Consider the following 18,266-nt stretch of genomic DNA (forward strand, 5'->3'; position numbering starts at 1 on the left):
GCCGGCGGCCTCGGCCGCCGGCATCCAGTGGTCCTCGTCGTCAGGCGACGACGGTGGCCGTCTCGGGCTGCGTCTCGAGCTCGGGCTCGACCGGCCAGCGCGCGGCGAGCCACGCCGACACGAGCGTGATCGCCGACATGACGGCCAGGATCACGCCCGGGTGCCACCACGCGAAGTCGGTCGCCGACCCGAGCTGGAGGGTGACGTAGGGCACGAACCCGCTGATGGTCGCCGCCAGCGCGTACGCGAACGACAGCGCCGAGTACCGGAAGCGGTCGGGGAAGAGGTCGTTCATGAGCCCGCCGAGCGCCGCCCAGGCCATCGTGGGGAGGATGCCGCCGACGATCATCGTCGCCACGAGGATCGGGAACGTCGCGAACTGCAGCAGGAAGTACATCGGGAACGTGATGACGAGTGTGCCGAGCGCGCCCCACAGCACGACGCGCGCCGAGCCGATGCGGCTCGCCCACGCGCCGAAGAGCGGGATGGTCACGAGCTGCAGCAGGCCGCCGATCGTGGTGGCCACGAGCAGGTCCTGGAAGCTGAACCCGAGCTCGGTCACGCCGTAGTTGACGGTGTACGTGTTCATCAGCGAGTACGAGCCGATGCCGAGCAGCGCCGCGCCGATCGCGATGGCCATGGCCCCGGGGCGCTTCGCGAACATCGTCACGAACGGCACGCGATCGCGGCGGCCTTCGGAGACCAGGCCGGTGAAGACCGGCGTCTCGCTGATCGACCAGCGCAGGTACAGCGAGACCAGCAGCAGCGGGATCGCGAGGAGGAACGGGATGCGCCACCCCCAGTCCGCCATCTGCTCCGGCGGCAGCGCCGCGGTCAGGACGATGAACACCGCCGCCGACAGGATCGACCCGACGGGCGAGCCCAGCTGGGGGATCGCGGCATAGAACGCGCGCTTGACGGGCCCGGAGTTCTCGGTGGCGATCAGGATCGAGCCGCCCCATTCGCCGCCGAGCGACAGCCCCTGCACGATGCGCAGCAGGATCAGCAGCACCGCGCCGAGCCAGCCGGCCTGGGCATAGGTCGGCAGCAGCCCGATGAGGCCGGTGGCGACGCCCATCAGCGCGACGGTCCACAGCAGCGTGGCGCGTCGGCCGAGCCGGTCGCCCATGTAGCCGAAGATGAGCGCGCCGATCGGCCGCACGACGAAGGCGAGGGCGATCGTCAGGAAGGCGACGCTCGTCGCCCCGACCGCGCCCAGCGGGTCGAAGAAGAGCGGCCCGACGAAGAACGCCGAGAAATACGCGTAGAGGTAGAAGTCGAAGGATTCGAGGGACGTGCCGACCATCGAGGCCCACGCGACGCGGCGGGTGGGGGTGCTCTCGGGAGCGATGGCGGCTTCGGGTGCTGCGGTCACGGACGTCAATCTTGGCACGAGTCCAGAAACCCCGCCGTGGTCGCCGGCATTCCCTCGCCCGGCGTCAGTCCCGTGCCACCGCGTTCGCGGCGATGACGTCCGAGAAGAAGCCCGCGCTCTTCTTCGGCGTGCGCTCCTGCGTCTCGAAGTCCACAGCGACGATGCCCCAGCGCTGCGTGTAGCCCTCCGCCCATTCGAAGTTGTCGAGCAGCGACCACACGTAGTGCCCTTCGAGGGGCACCCCGTCGCCGATCGCGCGGGCGGCCTGCTGCAGGTGCGCCCGCAGGAACTCGATCCGGTCGGGGTCGTCCACGGTGAGATCGCCGGTCGGGTCGGGGATGCCGTTCTCGGTGATGATGAGCGGGATCGCCGGATACTCGTCCTTCAGCCGCACGAGCAGGTCGTACAGACCCTGCGGGTCGATCTGCTGCCAGCTCGCCAGGGAGGTCGGAGCCACTTCGACGGTGTTGCCGATCCCGTCGACGCCGGTGACGCCGTAGTACTGGATCGCGAGCAGGTCGCACGGGGCCGAGATCACCTCGAGGTCGCCGGGCTGCTGCAGTGCGGCGAAGGCCGCGGGATCGGCGGGCAGCTGACCGGGCCGGTCGCCGATCGCGTCATCGGGGTACGAGCCCTTCAGCACGGGGTCGAGGAAGAGCCGGTTCTCGCGCGCGTCGGTGAAGGTCGCGGCCTCGGGGTAGTCCGGTTCGGTCGCGATGACGGGGATCAGGTTGAGCGCGGCGCCGATGCGGCCGGGCGCACCGCTGTCACGGAACCGCTGAACCGCCAGCCCGTGCGCGAGCAGCTGATGGTGCACGGCGGCAGCCGCGGCATCGGCTTTGCGCAGTCCGGGTGCGTGCGTGCCGTACCAGTGGCCGACGAAGGCGTGCGTCTTCGGCTCGTTGACGGTCAGCCAATCCGCTTCGGAGTCGCCCAGCGCGTCGAAGCAGATCGCCGCGTAGTCGGCGAAGCGCGCGGCCGTGTCGCGCGTCGCCCAGCCGCCGGCATCCTGCAGCGCCTGGGGCAGATCCCAGTGGAACAGCGTGATGGCCGGGCGGATGCCGGCGCCGACGAGCGCGTCGACGAGGCGGCGGTAGTAGTCGAGACCCGCCTGGTTCACGTCGCCGGCGCCGGTGGGCAGCACGCGCGACCACGAGATCGAGAAGCGGTAGGCGCCGAGTCCGAGCGAGCTCATGAGGGCGACATCGTCGGCGTACCGGTGGTACTGGTCGGCGGCGGGGTCGCCCGTGGACCGGTCGGCGATCTTGCCGGGAAGGGCGGCGAACGTGTCCCACACGGAGGGTCCGCGGCCGTCGGCCGTCAAGGCTCCTTCGATCTGGAACGAGCTCGTGGCCGCACCCCACGTGTACCCCTTCGGGAAGGCCATCGGCTCGGTGGGCGGCATCCACGCGGACGGCGTCGGCGTCCCGGTCGGCGAGGTGCTCGGGCTGCCCGGCGCGCAGGCGGCCAGGGCGGCGGTGAGGGTGATCCCGCCGGTGGCGAGCAGGAACGTGCGGCGGGAAAGGTCGCCGTCGCGGCGCAGGGGAGTGGGCATCGTCGCCTTCGTGTGCGGGAACTCCTGGTGACGCGTGGGAGCGCTCCCACGCGTCGCACAGCCTATCGCATCGCCGCCGGGTAGAATCAAGCCCAACGACATCGATCCGGCCATCACCGGGGAGTCTTCGGAAGAACGCGGGGCCACGTCCCGTCACTAGAACCGAACGGGTCAGGCCCGTCACAGCCGCAGTGAGAGGGGATGGATGCCGGGCGAACGGCATCCGTCAATGCAGGGTGGTACCGCGGTAGGCCTGGATCCGCATCCAGGCGGATCGTCCCGGCAGGAAGCACACGAGCGAGCACCTGCGAGAGATGATGACCTACCCCCGCCCCTCCGCCTTCGGCCCCGCCGCCGACGCGGCGCCAGCCTTCCCCACGCCCTCTCCAAACGGCGCTGGCGCGCCGTCCGGAGCCTCGGGGCGCGTGGGCCCTGTCGTCCCCAGCCCGCGCTTCCCCGAGATCGAGCAGCAGACGCTCGCGTTCTGGGAGGCCGACCAGACCTTCCGCGCGTCCATCGCGCAGCGCGACGGCGCGGACGAGTGGGTCTTCTACGACGGTCCGCCCTTCGCCAACGGCCTGCCCCACTATGGTCACCTGCTCACCGGCTACGCCAAGGACCTGTTCCCGCGCTTCCAGACCATGCGGGGCAAGAAGGTCGACCGCGTCTTCGGGTGGGACACGCACGGCCTCCCGGCGGAGCTCGAGGCGATGAAGCAGCTCGGCATCACCGAGAAGAGCGAGATCGAGGCGATGGGCATCGCCACCTTCAACGCCAAGTCGCGCGAGTCGGTGCTCGCCTACACGCGCGAGTGGGAGGACTACGTCACCCGGCAGGCGCGCTGGGTCGACTTCGAGCGCGGCTACAAGACGCTCGACCTCACGTACATGGAATCCGTGCTGTGGGCGTTCAAGACGATCTACGACAAGGGCCTCGCGTACGAAGGGCATCGCGTGCTGCCGTACTGCTGGCGCGACGAGACGCCGCTGTCGGCGCACGAGCTGCGCATGGACGACGACGTCTACAAGATGCGTCAGGACCCGTCGGTGACCATCACGTTCCCGCTCGTCGGCGTGAAGGCCGAGTCGCTGGGCCTCACCGGTGTCCGCGCCCTCGCGTGGACGACGACGCCGTGGACCCTGCCGACCAACCTCGCGCTCGCCGTCGGCCCCGACATCCGCTACGTCGTCGTGCCCGGCGGCCCGAACGGCGCCGCCGACGTGCACCGCGACGACGAGCACGCCGAGGCCGAGTCGCACCGCTACCTCCTCGCCGAGGAGCTGCTCGCGGGCTACGCGAAGGACCTCGGCTACGACTCGGCCGAAGCGGCGCGCGAGGCCGTCGAGCAGACGCTGCTGGGCACCGAGCTGGAGGACGTCGCGTACGACCGCCTGTTCGACTACTACGCTGACGCCTCGATCTGGAACACCGGCAGCGCCTGGCGGATCCTCGTGGACGACTACGTCACCACCGGCGACGGCACCGGCATCGTGCACCAGGCGCCGGCGTTCGGTGAGGACGACCAGCGGGTGACCGAGGCCGCCGGCATCCCGCTCATCATGAGCCTCGACGACGGCGGGCGCTTCCTGCCGCAGGTGACCGACGTCGCCGGCGAGCTGTGGATGGACGCCAACCGGCCGCTCATCCGGCTGCTGCGCCAGGAGGGGCGCCTGCTGCGCGAGGCCAGCTACGAGCACTCGTACCCGCACTGCTGGCGGTGCCGCAACCCCCTCATCTACCGCGCCGTGTCGAGCTGGTTCGTGCGTGTCACCGACATCAAGGACCGCATGCTCGCGGGCAACGAGCAGATCACGTGGGTGCCCGAGAACGTCAAGCACGGCCAGTTCGGCAAGTGGCTCGAGGGTGCGCGCGACTGGTCGGTGAGCCGCAACCGCTACTGGGGATCGCCGATCCCGGTGTGGAAGAGCGACGACCCCGAGCACCCCCGCATCGACGTCTACGGCTCGCTGGAAGAGCTCGAGCGCGACTTCGGCCGGCTGCCCCGCAACGCCGAGGGCGAGGTCGACCTGCACCGTCCTTACATCGACGACCTGACGCGGCCCAACCCCGACGACCCGACCGGCCGCTCGACCATGCGGCGGATCGAGGACGTCTTCGACGTCTGGTTCGACTCCGGCTCGATGCCCTACGCGCAGGTGCACTACCCGTTCGAGAACCAGGAGTGGTTCGACGAGCACTCGCCGGCGGACTTCATCGTCGAGTACATCGGGCAGACGCGCGGCTGGTTCTACGTCATGCACGTGCTGTCGACGGCGCTGTTCGACCGGCCCGCATTCACGGGCGTGTCGTGCCACGGCATCGTGCTCGGCAGTGACGGGCTGAAGATGTCGAAGTCGCTGCAGAACTACCCCGACGTCAGCGAGGTGTTCGACCGCGACGGCTCCGACGCGATGCGCTGGTTCCTGATGTCGAGCTCGGTGCTGCGAGGCGGCAACCTCATCGTCACCGAGGAGGGCATCCGCGCCGGCGTGCGGGAGTTCCTGCTGCCGCTGTGGAACGCCTGGTACTTCTTCGCGACGTACGCCAACGCCGCCGGAGGCCCCTCGACGGGCTCAGCGGGCGAGGGCTACCAGGCGTCGTGGCGCACGGATTCGACTGACGTGCTCGACCGGTACATCCTCGCCCTGACCGGCGATCTCGTGCGCGACGTCGCCGCCGACCTCGAGGTGCTCGACTCGACGCTCGCCGCAGCCAAGCTGCGCGACTTCACCGAGGCGCTCACGAACTGGTACATCCGGCGCTCGCGCGACCGGTTCTGGGTGGGCGTCTCGGACGATCCGAAGAGCCGCGAGGCGTTCGACACGCTCTACACGGTTCTCGAGACGCTGACCCGCGTGGCCGCGCCGCTCATCCCGCTCGTGTCCGAGAAGGTGTGGCAGGGCCTCACCGGCGGTCGGAGCGTCCACCTGCAGGACTGGCCGGACGCATCGCTGTTCCCCGAGGCCGCCGACATCCGCACCGCCATGGACGCGGTGCGAGAGGTGTCCAGCGTGGCGAACGCCCTGCGCAAGAAGGAGGGCCGCCGCGTGCGCCTTCCGCTGCCGCGCCTGACGGTGGCGGTTCCGGATGCCGCCGCCCTGGGTCAGTTCGACGGCATCCTGCGCGACGAGCTCAACGTCAAGGCGGTCGAGCTGATCGAGCTCGCCGACGACCTGTCGACGCGTTACGGGATCAGCAAGCGGCTGAGCGTCAACGCGCGGGCCGCCGGTCCGCGCCTGGGCAAGCAGGTGCAGCACGTCATCGCCGGCGCGAAGTCGGGAGTGTGGGAGGAGCGCGACGGCGTCGTCGTCGTCGACGGCGTCGCGCTGCAGGAGGGCGAGTACGAGCTCACCCTCGAGGCCGGCGGGGTCGAGGTGGGGACGGCGATCGCCCTCCTGGCGGAGGGTGGCTTCGTGCTGCTCGACACCGCCACCACGCCCGAGCTGGAGGCCGAGGGCCTCGCACGGGACGTCATCCGCGCCGTGCAGGACACCCGCAAGGCGGCCGGCTTCGACGTCAGCGACCGCATCCGGCTGACGCTCGTCTTCGACGACGCGCAGGACGGCGCCGCTGTGCAGTCGGCGTTCGACATCGCGGATGTGGCGGGCGAGACCCTCGCGGTCGAGCACGCCGTGCTCGTCGCACCTGACGCGCTCGTCGACAGCCATGACCACCAGGCCACCTTCCCCGCGGGGACCTTCGCCAACCGCGGCGAGTTCACGGTGGCCGTCACGAAGGCGGAGGCCTCGTCATGAGCGATCGCGACCGGCGTCGGGCCGACGCCGTCTACGAGGCTCTCCTGCAGCGGCAGGGGGAGCGGTGGGTGCAGCCGCGCGTCGAGCGGACGCGCCGCGTCCTGGAGCTGCTCGACGATCCGCAGCGGACGTACCGCGTCGTGCACGTCACGGGCACCAACGGGAAGACCTCCACGAGCCGCATGATCGAGAGCCTGGTGCGCGCACACGGGCTGCGCACCGGACTGTTCACGAGCCCCCACCTGGAGCGCTTCACCGAGCGCATCATGGTGGACGGCGAGCCGATCGAGGACGCCGCGGTCGCCGACGCGTGGGACGAGATCGCCCCGTTCGTCGACCTCGTCGATGCCGAGCTCGAGGCCGCGGACGACGCCCCGCTCACCTTCTTCGAGCTGCTGACGGTGCTCGCGTTCGTCGCCTTCGCCGACGCGCCCATCGACGTCCTCGTGCTGGAGGTCGGCATGGGCGGCGCCTGGGACTCGACGAACACCGCGGACGGCGACGTCGCGGTGTTCGCGCCCATCGACCTCGACCACGCGGATCGCCTCGGCGACACCATCGCCGAGATCGCGACCGTGAAGTCCGGGATCATCAAGGACGGCGCCGCCGTAGTCTCGGCGCGCCAGGATGCCGCGGCCGAAGCCGTCCTGCGCGCCGCCGCCGAAGCGCACGGGGCGTCGATCGCCTTCGAGGGCGCGGAGTTCGCCCTCGCGCAGCAGCGGCTCGCCGTCGGCGGGCAGCAGATCACCGTGCGCGGCCTCGCCGCCACCTACGAGGACGAGTACCTGCCGCTCTACGGCGCGCATCAGGGGTTCAACGCGGCGCTCGCGATCGCCGCCGTCGAGTCGCTCGTCGGCGGGGGCTCACAGCCGATCGCGGGCGACGTGCTGGCGGACGGACTCGGCGGGGTCACTTCACCCGGCCGCCTGCAGCTCGTCGGTGCGGCGCCGACGGTGCTCGTCGACGCCGCACACAACCCGCACGGCGCGCGCGCTCTGGTCACCGCGCTGCGGGAGTCGTTCGACTTCGACGAGTGGGGCGTCGTGCTGGGAGTCCTCTCCGACAAGGATGCCGCGGGCATCGTGGACGCGATCGCCCCGGTCGCGGCGCATGTGTTCGCGACGACGCCGGACTCCGACCGTGCCGAAGAGGCCGACGCGATCGCGGACCTCGCCGAGGCGCACGAGCTGCGTGTATCGGTCCACCGCGATCTGTCCGAGGCCTCCGACGCGGCACGCGCCTGGGCGGCGGCATCCGATCGCCGCGCCGTCATCATCGCGGGATCGGTCGTGCTCGCCGGTGAGGCGCTCGCGCTGTCGGCGGCCGAGGACTGGAAGGCCGGGTGGAGCGAGTGACCGGCTCCGAATCCGCCGGTGCCGAGCCCCGGGCGCGGGTGCGGCGCGCGCGAGGGGCGGAGGAGTCGCTCGCGACGATCGTGCTCGGCTTCGAGTCGATCGTGGCGTTCCTCGGCGGACTCGTCGTGTACGGCCTCAAGGCGTTCCCCGACGGGATCGAGCCCTGGTGGGGGATCGTCGCGGGCGTCGTCGTCGCGGTCCTCATGATCGCGACGACCCGCGTGACGCGGTACCGGTGGGGCATCATCGTCGGCTGGGCGCTGCAGGTCGTGGTGCTGCTGGGTGCGTTCCTCGTGCCGGCCTTCGCGATCGTCGCCGTCATTTTCGGCGTCATGTACGGGTATGCCACCATCAAGGGGGCCGCTCTCGACCGTCGCAACGCGCGGCTGGCGGCCGATCCCCCGAACCGCACCGAAGAAGTCTGATCCGAACGGAGACTGCCCATGGCCACCGAAGAGACCCTCGTCCTCGTCAAGCCCGACGGCGTCGCCCGCGGCCTCACCGGCGCGATCCTCGCCCGCATCGAGGCCAAGGGGTACGCCCTCGTCGACATCCGCCTCGTCGAGCCCGACCGCGAGACGCTCGAGCGCCACTATGCCGAGCACGAGGGCAAGCCGTTCTACGAGCCGCTCGTGGAGTTCATGATGTCGGGACCGTCGGTCGCCATCCGGCTTGCCGGCAACCGCGTCATCGAGGGCTTCCGCTCGCTCGCGGGGACCACCGATCCGACGACCGCGGCGCCCGGCACCATCCGCGGCGACTTCGGCCGTGACTGGGGCCTGAAGGTGCAGCAGAACCTGGTCCACGGTTCCGACAGCCCGGAGTCGGCGGCGCGCGAGCTCGACATCTGGTTCTGATCCCCGACGCACAAGGCCGGGGCGCCTCCGCAGGGAGGCGTCCCGACCTTGTGCGTCGATCGGTGCGGCTCAGAAGAGCGTCGCGAGGATGTTCAGGTGCAGCTGGGCGGCGCCGAAGATGATGACGTAGCCGGCGATCGCGATAAGGGGCACCCAGCCTGCGATGGCGTCACCGACCTTCTGGAGCGCGCGCCCCGCCAGCCCCGCACGCAGGTTGCGCACGGTGACGGCGAGGAACATCGGGATCGTCACGAGGTACACCAGGGAGCACCACGGGCACAGCGTGCCGATGTCGAAGATGCTCTGGAAGGCCAGCCAGTACACGAACGAGATCGCGAACAGCAGCCCGGCGTTGAAGATCCACCAGAACCAGCCGGCGAACCGTGCGCGGGCGAGCAGCGCGAAGCCCACCACCACCGGAGCCGGGAACATCATCAGCCCGAGGATCGGGTTCGGGAAGCCGAAGACGCTGCCCTGCCACGACTCGATGTTCTTGCCGCAGTTCACCACGGCGTTCACGTTGCAGGTCAGGGCGGTCTCGGGGTTCTTCAGCAGGTTGATGTCGTCCATCGTGAGCGCGAAGGATGCCAGCAGACCGAGCAGACCGCCGACGATCAGCACGAGGGCGAGGGCGTAGTGCGTCCGCGCCTCCGGGCGCTCGGCGGGGGATGTGACCATGCTCGGATTATGGCATCGGCGCCTGCGCGGATGCCCAGCCGAGGACCGTGCGAAACCCACGGCGCGGCGCGAATGGGCATTCTGCCGGGGGAAGTGCGATAATGGGGGTCGATGACGAGCGGCCGCGCCGCACCGATCATCACCAGAAGACTTCAGGGCGACGAATGCCCTTGGCAGCGCGAGCATCCGCCTAGTGCCGGACCTCCGCTGCAGACCGAGTGAGTTCGCGGCACCGCCCCGTCCAGAGGGCACGGGCGGCGCCGCACGAGATTTCGCCGGGCGACGCGCGGTGTCGTCCCGCTAGGAGTACGCCAGTGATGGCTGATGGAACCGATGCAGAATTCACCCCTCAGACCGAATCGGACGCGCCGCTAGACGCGGACTCCGGTTCGCAGCCGTCCGCTGAGGCGGAGCCGGTCGCTGAGGCGGAGCCGGTCGCTGAGACGCCCGCCGAGCCGACCGCTGAGGCCGGCGAGGAGGATGCCGCGGCCGCGGCCACCGAGACGGCAGGGGCCGACGGCGGCGCGGGGGAGCCGGAGGCGGTCGACACCGCCGCCGGCACCGAGGACGACGGCGCGGAGCCGACCGAGCCGGAGGCGGCCCGGGCCGAGGCGGCCCAGCCCGATGCGGCCCGGCCCGGGGCGACCGAGCCCGCGGCGGCGGAAGCCCCCGCCGCGGAGTCCGAGCCCGCCGCCGAAGCTGCGGGACCGGCCACGGCTGTCAGCCTGGGACTCCTTCCCGAGGTCTTCGTGTCGGCCGTCTCGACCGACCTGCACTTCTACGCGCCGGCGGTCGTCCCGCTTCCCGCGCGTCCGGGCCGCGAGCCGCAGCCCGAGCCCGAAGCGGCCGCCTCCGGCACCTCGCGCCGTCGCAACCGTCGCCGCGGCGGAGAGGGCCGGGACGAGGCATCCGCTCCCTCCGAGCCGTCGCAGCCGCGACAGCGCGCCGTCGAACTCATCACCGAGCCGCAGCGCATCAAGGGCTCCACGCGTCTCGAGGCCAAGAAGCAGCGCCGCCGGGACGGCCGTGAGGCCGGCCGACGTCGGGCGGTGGTGACCGAGGCCGAGTTCCTCGCGCGCCGCGAGGCCGTCGACCGCGTCATGATCGTGCGCTCGCGCAACGGCCGCATCCAGATCGCCGTGCAGGAGGACAACGTGCTCGTCGAGCACTACGTCGCCCGCAACCAGGACGCGTCGCTGATCGGCAACGTGTACCTCGGCCGCGTGCAGAACGTGCTGCCCAGCATGGAGGCCGCGTTCGTCGACATCGGCCGCGGCCGCAACGCGGTGCTGTACTCGGGCGAGGTGGACTGGGATGCCGTCGAGACGGGCAACCAGCCGCGACGCATCGAACTCGCGCTGAAGACCGGCGACCGCGTGCTCGTGCAGGTCACCAAGGACCCGGTCGGGCACAAGGGCGCGCGCCTGACCAGCCAGATCTCGCTCCCCGGTCGCTACCTCGTGTACGTGCCGGGCGGCGCCATGAACGGCATCTCGCGCAAGCTGCCCGACACCGAGCGGGCGCGTCTGAAGAAGATCCTCAAGGAGGTGCTCCCCGAGTCGTCGGGCGTGATCGTCCGCACGGCCGCCGAGGGCGCCACCGAGGACCAGCTCACCCGCGACGTGCAGCGTCTCACCAACCAGTGGGAGCACATCTCCAAGCAGGTCGAGACGATCCAGGCCCCGGCACTGCTGCACTCCGAGCCCGACCTGCTCGTCAAGATCGTCCGTGACGTCTTCAACGAGGACTTCTCGAAGATGCTGATCCAGGGCGAGGACGCGCACCACACCATCACGAAATACCTCGAGTCCGTGGCCCCCGACCTGCTGGAGCGCGTCGAGCGCTTCGAGGGCGACCACGACCCGTTCGACGAGTTCCGCGTCACGGAGCAGATCGAGAAGGCGCTCGACCGCAAGGTGTGGCTGCCCTCCGGTGGGTCGCTCGTCATCGACCGCACCGAGGCGATGACCGTCGTCGACGTCAACACCGGCAAGTTCGTCGGATCGGGCGGCAACCTCGAAGAGACGGTCACCAAGAACAACCTCGAGGCCGCGGAAGAGATCGTCCGCCAGCTGCGCCTGCGCGACATCGGCGGCATCATCGTGGTCGACTTCATCGACATGGTGCTCGAGTCCAACCGCGACCTCGTGCTGCGCCGACTCGTCGAATGCCTGAGCCGTGACCGCACGAAGCACCAGGTCGCCGAGGTCACCTCGCTCGGCCTCGTCCAGATGACCCGCAAGAAGCTCGGTCTGGGGCTCCTCGAGACCTTCAGCGAGCCGTGCGAGGTCTGCGCGGGCCGCGGGCTCATCGTGCACCACGACCCGGTCGTCAAGCACCGCGCGCCCGGCGCCGGCGCCGCCCCTTCGGGCGGCCGTCGTCCGCGCGGCGGCAGCAGCAGCACGCCGCCGGCCTCGAACGGCTCGACGGGCACCCACGTGATCACCGAGGGCATGAAGTCCGCCCTCGCCCAGATCGCGGCATCCACGATCCACCACAGCGACGAAGCGGCCCCCGCCGCCCCCGTGGAGGAGGCTCCCGTCGAACGCCCGAAGAAGCCGCGCAAGAAGCGCTCGGAGTCGTCGGCCAAGAAGGAGCCGAAGCCGAAGACCGAGAAGGACATGCTGCTGGACTCGGTGCTCAACGCCCTCCCCGAGCCGAAAGCGCCCGGTCAGGGCCGATCGCGGCGTCGCGTGACGACGGCGGCGCTCACGGGCACGCCGGTGCCGCACACGCCCACCGAGGACTGACGCCGCGTCAGACACTGTCGCCTCGGGTCCTCCGGTCGCTATTGTTGGCCGCGGGGACCTGGGGAGGCGCCATGGCGCGCTATGTGTTCGTGACGTGGGACGGCGGCGGCAACCGCATGCCCACGATCGCGATCGCGCGCGCCCTGCAGCGCCGCGGGCACGATGTGCTCGTGCTCGGGCACGACTCGCAGGCCGACGCTTACAGCGAGGCAGGACTCCCGTTCACCGCGTACGCGAGCGCCCCCGGATTCGTGCTCGACGCCGGCCCGCGGGGCCTGCTGCGCCTCGTCTTCGACCACGGCATCGCGGATGACACCGTCGCCCTCCTGGTCGAGCATCCGGCCGATGTGGTCGTGGTGGACTGCCTGCTGATCGGCGTCCTCGACACCCTCGATCGCATGGGCCGGCGGTACGCCGTGCTGGAGCACACGCTCCACGGCTTCCTGGCCTCGGGCATGCGCGCCCTCGGCGCGATCGGCTGGGTGCGCGGCGTCCGGGTGGGAGCGCCCCGCTCGCACGCCATGCCGATCCTCGTCGCATCCGTTCCCGCCCTCGTCGCACCGTTCGCACCGCAGCCCGCCCTGGCGGCGGCCCCCGGCGCCGTCGTCTATGCGGGCGCCATGACCGCCGCCGTCGCCGCGAGCCCGCCCGAGCCGACCGTGGTGGTGAGCCTCAGCACCTTCCGGTTCCCCGACCTGGTCGCGACGTGGCAGCGCGTCCTCGATGCGACGGAGTCCCTGGACGCCCGTGTCGTCGTGACGCTGGGCCCCGCGATCTCGGCCACCGAGCTGCGCGTGCCGCGCGCGGTCGAGGTGCGCCAATGGATGCCGCATCATGAGCTGTTCCCGTCCGCCTCGGTGGTGGTGGGGCACGGCGGGCACGGCACCACCCTGGCCGCGCTCGCGCACGGGGTGCCGGTGCTCGCGCTGCCACTGGACGGCACGTCGGACCAGCCGCGGGTCGGGCGTGCCGTGGCGCGGGCCGGCGTCGGGCTGACGATGTCCCGTCGCTCGAACCCGGATGCGATCCGGGCGGCGATCCGCGCGCTGCTGGCCGATCCCGTCGTGCACGACCGCGCGCAGCGGCTGGGGAGGCCGTACGGGCGTTCGACGGGCCTGCTCGCGCTGCGAGGGTGCTCGAGATGTCGGCAGGCGCGTGAACGGCGTCAGTGCCGGTCGCGCGCCTTGACCCTCAAGCCCGACGCGATGAGGCGCCGCACGAGCTCGTGACCGTCGACGTGCACAGCTCCGGCGGCGATGAGCCGGGCGTGCGCCTCTTCGGGGACGTCGTAGTGGTCCAGATCGAAGCCGCGGCGAGGGATGCCGTTCGCCTGGGCGAACGCGTGCAGCTCGGCGACCGACTCGTCGCTGACGAGGTGGGCCCACAGCCGCCCGTGAGCGGGCCACCGCGGGTCGTCGATCAGGATGGTCACGTCCAGATACTATTCATGCGTGGCACGACACGACGTCGTGCGCTTTCGCGGACTGTTCCGGCATCTGGTAAAGTAGACCCTTGGTGCGTCGAGACATCCGCACCAAGTCTTCGTTGACGTCATGAGCGCGTGCGCGTGCTCCCAGAAGAAACAGGTGTGAAGTGGTTTACGCAGTTGTGCGCGCCGGCGGCCGGCAGGAGAAGGTCGAGGTCGGCACGATCGTCGTTCTCGACCGCCAGGCCGCGAAGGTCGGCGACAAGATCGAGCTCCCCGCGGTGCTCTTCGTCGACGGCGACGCCGTGACGACCGATGCCGACAAGCTCGCGAAGGTCACCGTGACCGCCGAGGTGCTCGGTGAGGAGCGCGGCCCGAAGATCGTGATCCAGAAGTTCAAGAACAAGACCGGCTACAAGAAGCGCCAGGGGCACCGTCAGGACCTCACGCGCGTCAAGGTCACCGGCATCAAGTAAGCCACAGGAGACGCAGAGATGGCACACAAAAAGGGCGCAAGCTCCACCCGCAACGGTCGTGACTCCAACGCTCAGCGCCTCGGCGTGAAGCGTTTCGGCGGCCAGGCCGTCAACGCCGGCGAGATCATCGTCCGCCAGCGTGGCACGCACTTCCACCCGGGCGCCAACGTCGGCCGCGGTGGCGACGACACGCTGTTCGCGCTGGCCGCCGGCTCGGTCGAGTTCGGCCAGAAGGGCGGCCGCAAGGTCGTCAACATCGTGGCGGCGGCGGAGTAATCCACCGGGTTCACACACACTTCGAGGAGGGGGCGGGCTTCGGCTCGCCCCTTCCCTTTACGCTGGGGAGCACCCAGGCCTGAGGGGGACCGCATGGTCACGTTCGTCGATCGCGTGACGCTCCATCTGAGCGCAGGCAAGGGCGGCAACGGCTGCGTCTCGGTCAAGCGCGAGAAGTTCAAGCCGCTCGCCGGCCCCGACGGCGGGAACGGCGGTCACGGCGGCGACGTCGTGCTCGTCGCCGACCCGCAGGTCACGACACTCCTGTCGTACCACCACTCGCCGCACCGCTCCGCCGGCAACGGCGGCTTCGGCATGGGCGACCACCGCTCGGGTGCGGCCGGCGAATCGCTCGAACTCGCCGTCCCGGTGGGCACCGTGGTGAAGGACACGTCCGGGCACACGCTCGTCGACATGATCGAGCCGGGCATGCGCTTCGTCGCCGCTCCGGGCGGCCTCGGCGGGCTCGGCAACGCGGCTCTGGCCACTCCGAAGCGCAAGGCGCCCGGCTTCGCGCTCCTCGGGACGCCGGGATGGACCGGCGACGTGCTCCTCGAGCTGAAGACCGTGGCCGACGTCGCGCTGGTCGGCTTCCCGTCCGCGGGCAAGTCGAGCCTCATCGCCGCGATCTCGGCGGCGCGACCGAAGATCGCCGACTACCCGTTCACGACGCTGCACCCCAATCTCGGTGTCGTGCAGGCCGGTGACGTGCGCTTCACCGTGGCCGACGTCCCCGGCCTCATCGAAGGGGCGAGCGAGGGCAAGGGCCTCGGCCTGGAGTTCCTGCGCCACGTCGAGCGCTGCACGGCCCTCGTCCACGTCCTCGACTGCGCGACTCTGGAGCCGGGCCGTGACCCGCTGACCGATCTCGACGTCATCCTCGCGGAGCTCGACGCGTATCCCGTGCCCGAAGGCCAGCTGCCGCTCCTCGAGCGCCCCCAGCTCGTCGCGCTCAACAAGGTCGACGTGCCGGAGGCGAAGGACCTCGCCGATCTCGTGCGCCCCGATCTCGAAGAGCGCGGGTTCCGCGTGTTCGAGATCTCGACCGTAAGCCATGAGGGACTGCGTCAGCTGACCTTCGCCCTGGGCGACATCGTGGCGACGCACCGCGCCGAGCAGGCCGCCGCGCCGGCGCCCGAGCGGATCGTGATCCGCCCCAAGGGTGCCGACAAGGAGTTCAGCATCCGCGTCGAGGGCGGCACGTACGGCAACGTCTACCGCATCCTCGGCGACAAGCCGCTCAAGTGGGTGCAGCAGACCGACTTCCAGAACGAAGAGGCCGTCGGCTATCTCGGCGACCGCCTGGAGAAGCTGGGCGTCGAGAACGAGCTCTACCGCGCGGGTGCCGTGCCGGGCGCGACCGTGGTCATCGGCGAGGGCGACGGGATCGTGTTCGACTGGGAGCCGTCCGTGTCGTCGACCGCCGAGCTCATGACGGCCCCGCGCGGCACCGACCCCCGTCTGCTGCGCAGCACCCGCCGCACCACGTCGGAGCGCCGCGACATGTACCACGACATGATGGACGCGAAGGCGGAGGCGCGGGCCGAGCTCGAGGCCGAGCGCCTCGCCGAGCGCGGTCCGAGCCCGGACTGGGACGACGAGGACGACGAGTGAGCACCCGCGAGCGCGGTGACATCCCCACCGCGCGGCGCGTGGTGGTGAAGGTCGGTTCGTCGTCGATCAGCGGCGAGAACGCCCACAAGATCCGACCGCTGGTCGACGCTCTCGCCGCCGCGCACGGGCGCGGCACCGAGGTGGTCCTGGTGTCGTCCGGAGCGATCGCGACCGGTATGCCCTTCCTCCTCCTCGACGAGCGGCCCACGGACCTCGCGACCCAGCAGGCAGCCGCCGCCGTCGGGCAGAACATCCTGATCTACCGCTACCAGGAGGCGCTTCGGCCGTTCCGGATCGTCGCGGGGCAGGTGCTGCTCACGGCCGGCGACCTCGAGAACGCCACGCACCGTGAGAACGCGCGGCGCGCGATGGAGCGCCTGCTGGGCCTGCGCATCCTCCCCGTCGTCAACGAGAACGACACCGTCGCCACGCACGAGATCCGCTTCGGCGACAACGACCGGCTCGCCGCGCTCGTGGCGCAGCTGATCGGGGCCGACGCGCTGGTGCTGCTCTCGGACATCGAGTGCCTGTACACGCGTCCACCGGACGAGCCGGGCGCCCTGCCGATCTCGAACGTCGCCTTCGACGACGACCTGCACGGGTTCGAGTTCGGCTCCGTCGTCGTCAACAGCGTCGGCACCGGCGGCGCGGCCACGAAGGTCTCGGCCGCGCGCCTGGCGGCGGCATCCGGGATCGGCGTCCTCGTCACCAGTGCCGACCTCGTCGGCGAAGCGCTGGCCGGTGACGACATCGGCACGTGGTTCGAACCCCATCCCGTGCCCTCACGCTCACCGATCACCGGCGTCGTCCGCACCGGCTGATCGCCGAGGTTCCGGCGGTCCTAAACTGGACGGATGACCACCACCGCCACCACGGCTCGCGAACGCATGCTCCTCGCGAAGGACGCGGCGCGAAGCATCGGCCTTCTCGGCGACGCCGAGAAGCGAGACGCGCTGCTGGCGATCGCGGACGCCATCGAGGCCGCCGCGGCCGACATCGTCGCGGCGAACGGCGAGGACCTGCGCCGGGGCAGCGAGAGCGGCCTGTCGGTCGCACTGCAGGATCGCCTGCGGCTCGACGAGCCGCGCGTGGCCGCCCTCGCTGCCGCGGTGCGCGAGATCGCGGCGCTCCCGGACCCGGTCGGCCGGGTGATCGACGAGCGGACCCTCGACAACGGCGTCTCGCTGACCAAGGTCTCCGTGCCCTTCGGCGTCGTCGGCTCCATCTACGAGGCGCGTCCGAACGTGACGGTCGACATCGCCGCCCTCGCGCTGCGCTCCGGGAACGCCGTCGTGCTGCGCGGCGGAACGGCTGCCGAGCTCACCAACGCGGCTCTCGTGCGCGCCATGCGCGGCGCGCTGGGGGAGCGCGGCATCGATCCCGAGGCGATCCAGACGGTCGACGACTTCGGCCGCGACGGCGCCCGAGAGCTGATGCACGCCCGGGGGATCGTCGACGTGCTGGTTCCCCGCGGCAGCGCGCAGCTGATCGAGACGGTCGTCACCGAGTCCTCGGTGCCCGTGATCGAGACCGGCGCCGGGGTCGTCCACATCGTCCTCGACGAATCCGCGCCCCTGGAGTGGGCACGCGACATCGTCGTCAACGCGAAGACCCAGCGCCCGAGCGTGTGCAACGCCGTCGAGACCGTGCTCGTGCACCGCGCCGCCGCCGAGCGCCTGGTCGGCCCGGTGGTCGCGGCGCTGCAGGCCGGCGGCGTGACCGTCCACGGCGATCCCACGGTCGCACGGCTCGCCGCGGGTGTCACGCCCGCAACCGACGAGGACTGGGCCACGGAGTATCTCAGCCTCGACCTCGCCATGCGCGTGGTCGACGACCTCGACGACGCCCTCGACCACATCCGTCGCTATTCGACGCACCACACGGAGTCGATCATCACGCAGGATGCCGCCAGCGAGGCACGCTTCCTGGCCGAGGTGGACTCGGCCGTCGTCATGGCCAACGCCTCCACCCGTTTCACCGACGGCGGCGAGTTCGGGTTCGGCGCCGAAGTCGGCATCTCGACGCAGAAGCTGCACGCACGCGGTCCGATGGGCCTGGCCGAACTGACCAGCTCGAAGTGGCTGGCGCGCGGCTCCGGACAAGTCCGCGCGTGACGGAATAGACTGGTCCAGTCCCGCGCCCCAGAGGC

15 protein-coding genes are annotated in these 18,266 nt (G+C 70.9%); 11 read left to right on the forward strand and 4 right to left on the reverse strand.

What is annotated here, in order from left to right; translation table 11 throughout:
• Positions 1–40: 40 nt before the first annotated feature.
• Positions 41–1,375 (reverse strand): MFS transporter, encoded by a 1,335-nt coding sequence (locus FB391_RS10950; RefSeq protein WP_246093465.1) that lies wholly within the window; start codon positions 1,373–1,375, stop codon positions 41–43.
• A gap of 64 nt (positions 1,376–1,439) precedes the next feature.
• Positions 1,440–2,930 carry a GH1 family beta-glucosidase gene (locus FB391_RS10955; RefSeq protein ID WP_141894400.1) on the reverse strand — a complete coding sequence of 497 codons (1,491 nt, stop codon included), beginning with the start codon at positions 2,928–2,930 and terminating at the stop codon, positions 1,440–1,442.
• Between the two features lie 317 nt (positions 2,931–3,247).
• On the opposite strand from FB391_RS10955, the gene ileS reads away from it, so the two are divergent.
• Genes ileS through ndk form a run of 4 tightly spaced genes read left to right on the forward strand, consistent with a single transcriptional unit; the run spans position 3,248 to position 8,897 of the window.
• A complete protein-coding gene (gene ileS, locus FB391_RS10960) occupies positions 3,248–6,685 on the forward strand; it encodes an isoleucine--tRNA ligase (RefSeq protein WP_141894401.1) in 3,438 nt (1,145 codons plus the stop codon).
• Positions 6,682–8,040 (forward strand): bifunctional folylpolyglutamate synthase/dihydrofolate synthase, encoded by a 1,359-nt coding sequence (locus FB391_RS10965; RefSeq protein WP_141894402.1) that lies wholly within the window; start codon positions 6,682–6,684, stop codon positions 8,038–8,040. The genes ileS and FB391_RS10965 overlap by 4 nt, the downstream gene beginning before the upstream one ends.
• A complete protein-coding gene (locus tag FB391_RS10970; RefSeq protein ID WP_141894403.1) occupies positions 8,037–8,465 on the forward strand; it encodes a DUF4233 domain-containing protein in 429 nt (142 codons plus the stop codon). The genes FB391_RS10965 and FB391_RS10970 overlap by 4 nt, the downstream gene beginning before the upstream one ends.
• Positions 8,466–8,483: 18 nt before the next feature.
• Entirely contained in the window at positions 8,484–8,897 is a 414-nt protein-coding gene (gene ndk, locus FB391_RS10975) for a nucleoside-diphosphate kinase (RefSeq protein WP_141894404.1), read from the forward strand.
• A 69-nt stretch (positions 8,898–8,966) separates the two neighbouring features.
• Here the strand turns inward: ndk and FB391_RS10980 are convergent, their stop codons facing one another.
• Positions 8,967–9,575 carry a vitamin K epoxide reductase family protein gene (locus tag FB391_RS10980; protein ID WP_141894405.1) on the reverse strand — a complete coding sequence of 203 codons (609 nt, stop codon included), beginning with the start codon at positions 9,573–9,575 and terminating at the stop codon, positions 8,967–8,969.
• A 317-nt stretch (positions 9,576–9,892) separates the two neighbouring features.
• Here FB391_RS10980 and FB391_RS10985 point away from each other — a divergent pair, with 317 nt between their 5' ends.
• Together FB391_RS10985 and FB391_RS10990 are read left to right on the forward strand one after the other, a co-directional pair.
• On the forward strand, positions 9,893–12,325 hold the full coding sequence (locus FB391_RS10985) for an Rne/Rng family ribonuclease (protein WP_141894406.1): 2,433 nt from the start codon (positions 9,893–9,895) through the stop codon (positions 12,323–12,325).
• A 71-nt stretch (positions 12,326–12,396) separates the two neighbouring features.
• Positions 12,397–13,554, forward strand: coding sequence for a glycosyltransferase (locus FB391_RS10990; protein WP_141894407.1), 1,158 nt, complete (start codon positions 12,397–12,399; stop codon positions 13,552–13,554).
• Here FB391_RS10990 and FB391_RS10995 read toward each other — a convergent pair.
• Entirely contained in the window at positions 13,491–13,757 is a 267-nt protein-coding gene (locus FB391_RS10995; RefSeq protein WP_141894408.1) for a DUF4031 domain-containing protein, read from the reverse strand. The two genes, FB391_RS10990 and FB391_RS10995, sit on opposite strands and share 64 nt — an antisense overlap.
• 161 nt (positions 13,758–13,918) lie before the next feature.
• Here FB391_RS10995 and rplU point away from each other — a divergent pair, with 161 nt between their 5' ends.
• The 5 genes from rplU (at position 13,919) to FB391_RS11020 (ending at position 18,231) form a co-directional block, all read left to right on the forward strand.
• On the forward strand, positions 13,919–14,227 hold the full coding sequence (rplU, locus tag FB391_RS11000) for a 50S ribosomal protein L21 (protein ID WP_141894409.1): 309 nt from the start codon (positions 13,919–13,921) through the stop codon (positions 14,225–14,227).
• Between the two features lie 18 nt (positions 14,228–14,245).
• Positions 14,246–14,503, forward strand: coding sequence for a 50S ribosomal protein L27 (rpmA, locus tag FB391_RS11005; protein WP_141894410.1), 258 nt, complete (start codon positions 14,246–14,248; stop codon positions 14,501–14,503).
• 93 nt (positions 14,504–14,596) lie between these two features.
• Positions 14,597–16,117: a GTPase ObgE gene (obgE, locus tag FB391_RS11010; protein ID WP_141894411.1), complete on the forward strand. Its 1,521-nt coding sequence runs from the start codon at positions 14,597–14,599 to the stop codon at positions 16,115–16,117.
• A complete protein-coding gene (gene proB / locus FB391_RS11015) occupies positions 16,114–16,938 on the forward strand; it encodes a glutamate 5-kinase (RefSeq protein ID WP_141894412.1) in 825 nt (274 codons plus the stop codon). Before obgE ends, proB begins: the two co-directional genes overlap by 4 nt.
• Positions 16,939–16,971: 33 nt before the next feature.
• Positions 16,972–18,231, forward strand: coding sequence for a glutamate-5-semialdehyde dehydrogenase (locus tag FB391_RS11020; RefSeq protein WP_141894413.1), 1,260 nt, complete (start codon positions 16,972–16,974; stop codon positions 18,229–18,231).
• Positions 18,232–18,266: the final 35 nt, after the last annotated feature.

Origin of the sequence: Microbacterium kyungheense (assembly GCF_006783905.1) — a bacterium.
GTDB classification, from domain to species: domain Bacteria; phylum Actinomycetota; class Actinomycetes; order Actinomycetales; family Microbacteriaceae; genus Microbacterium; species Microbacterium kyungheense.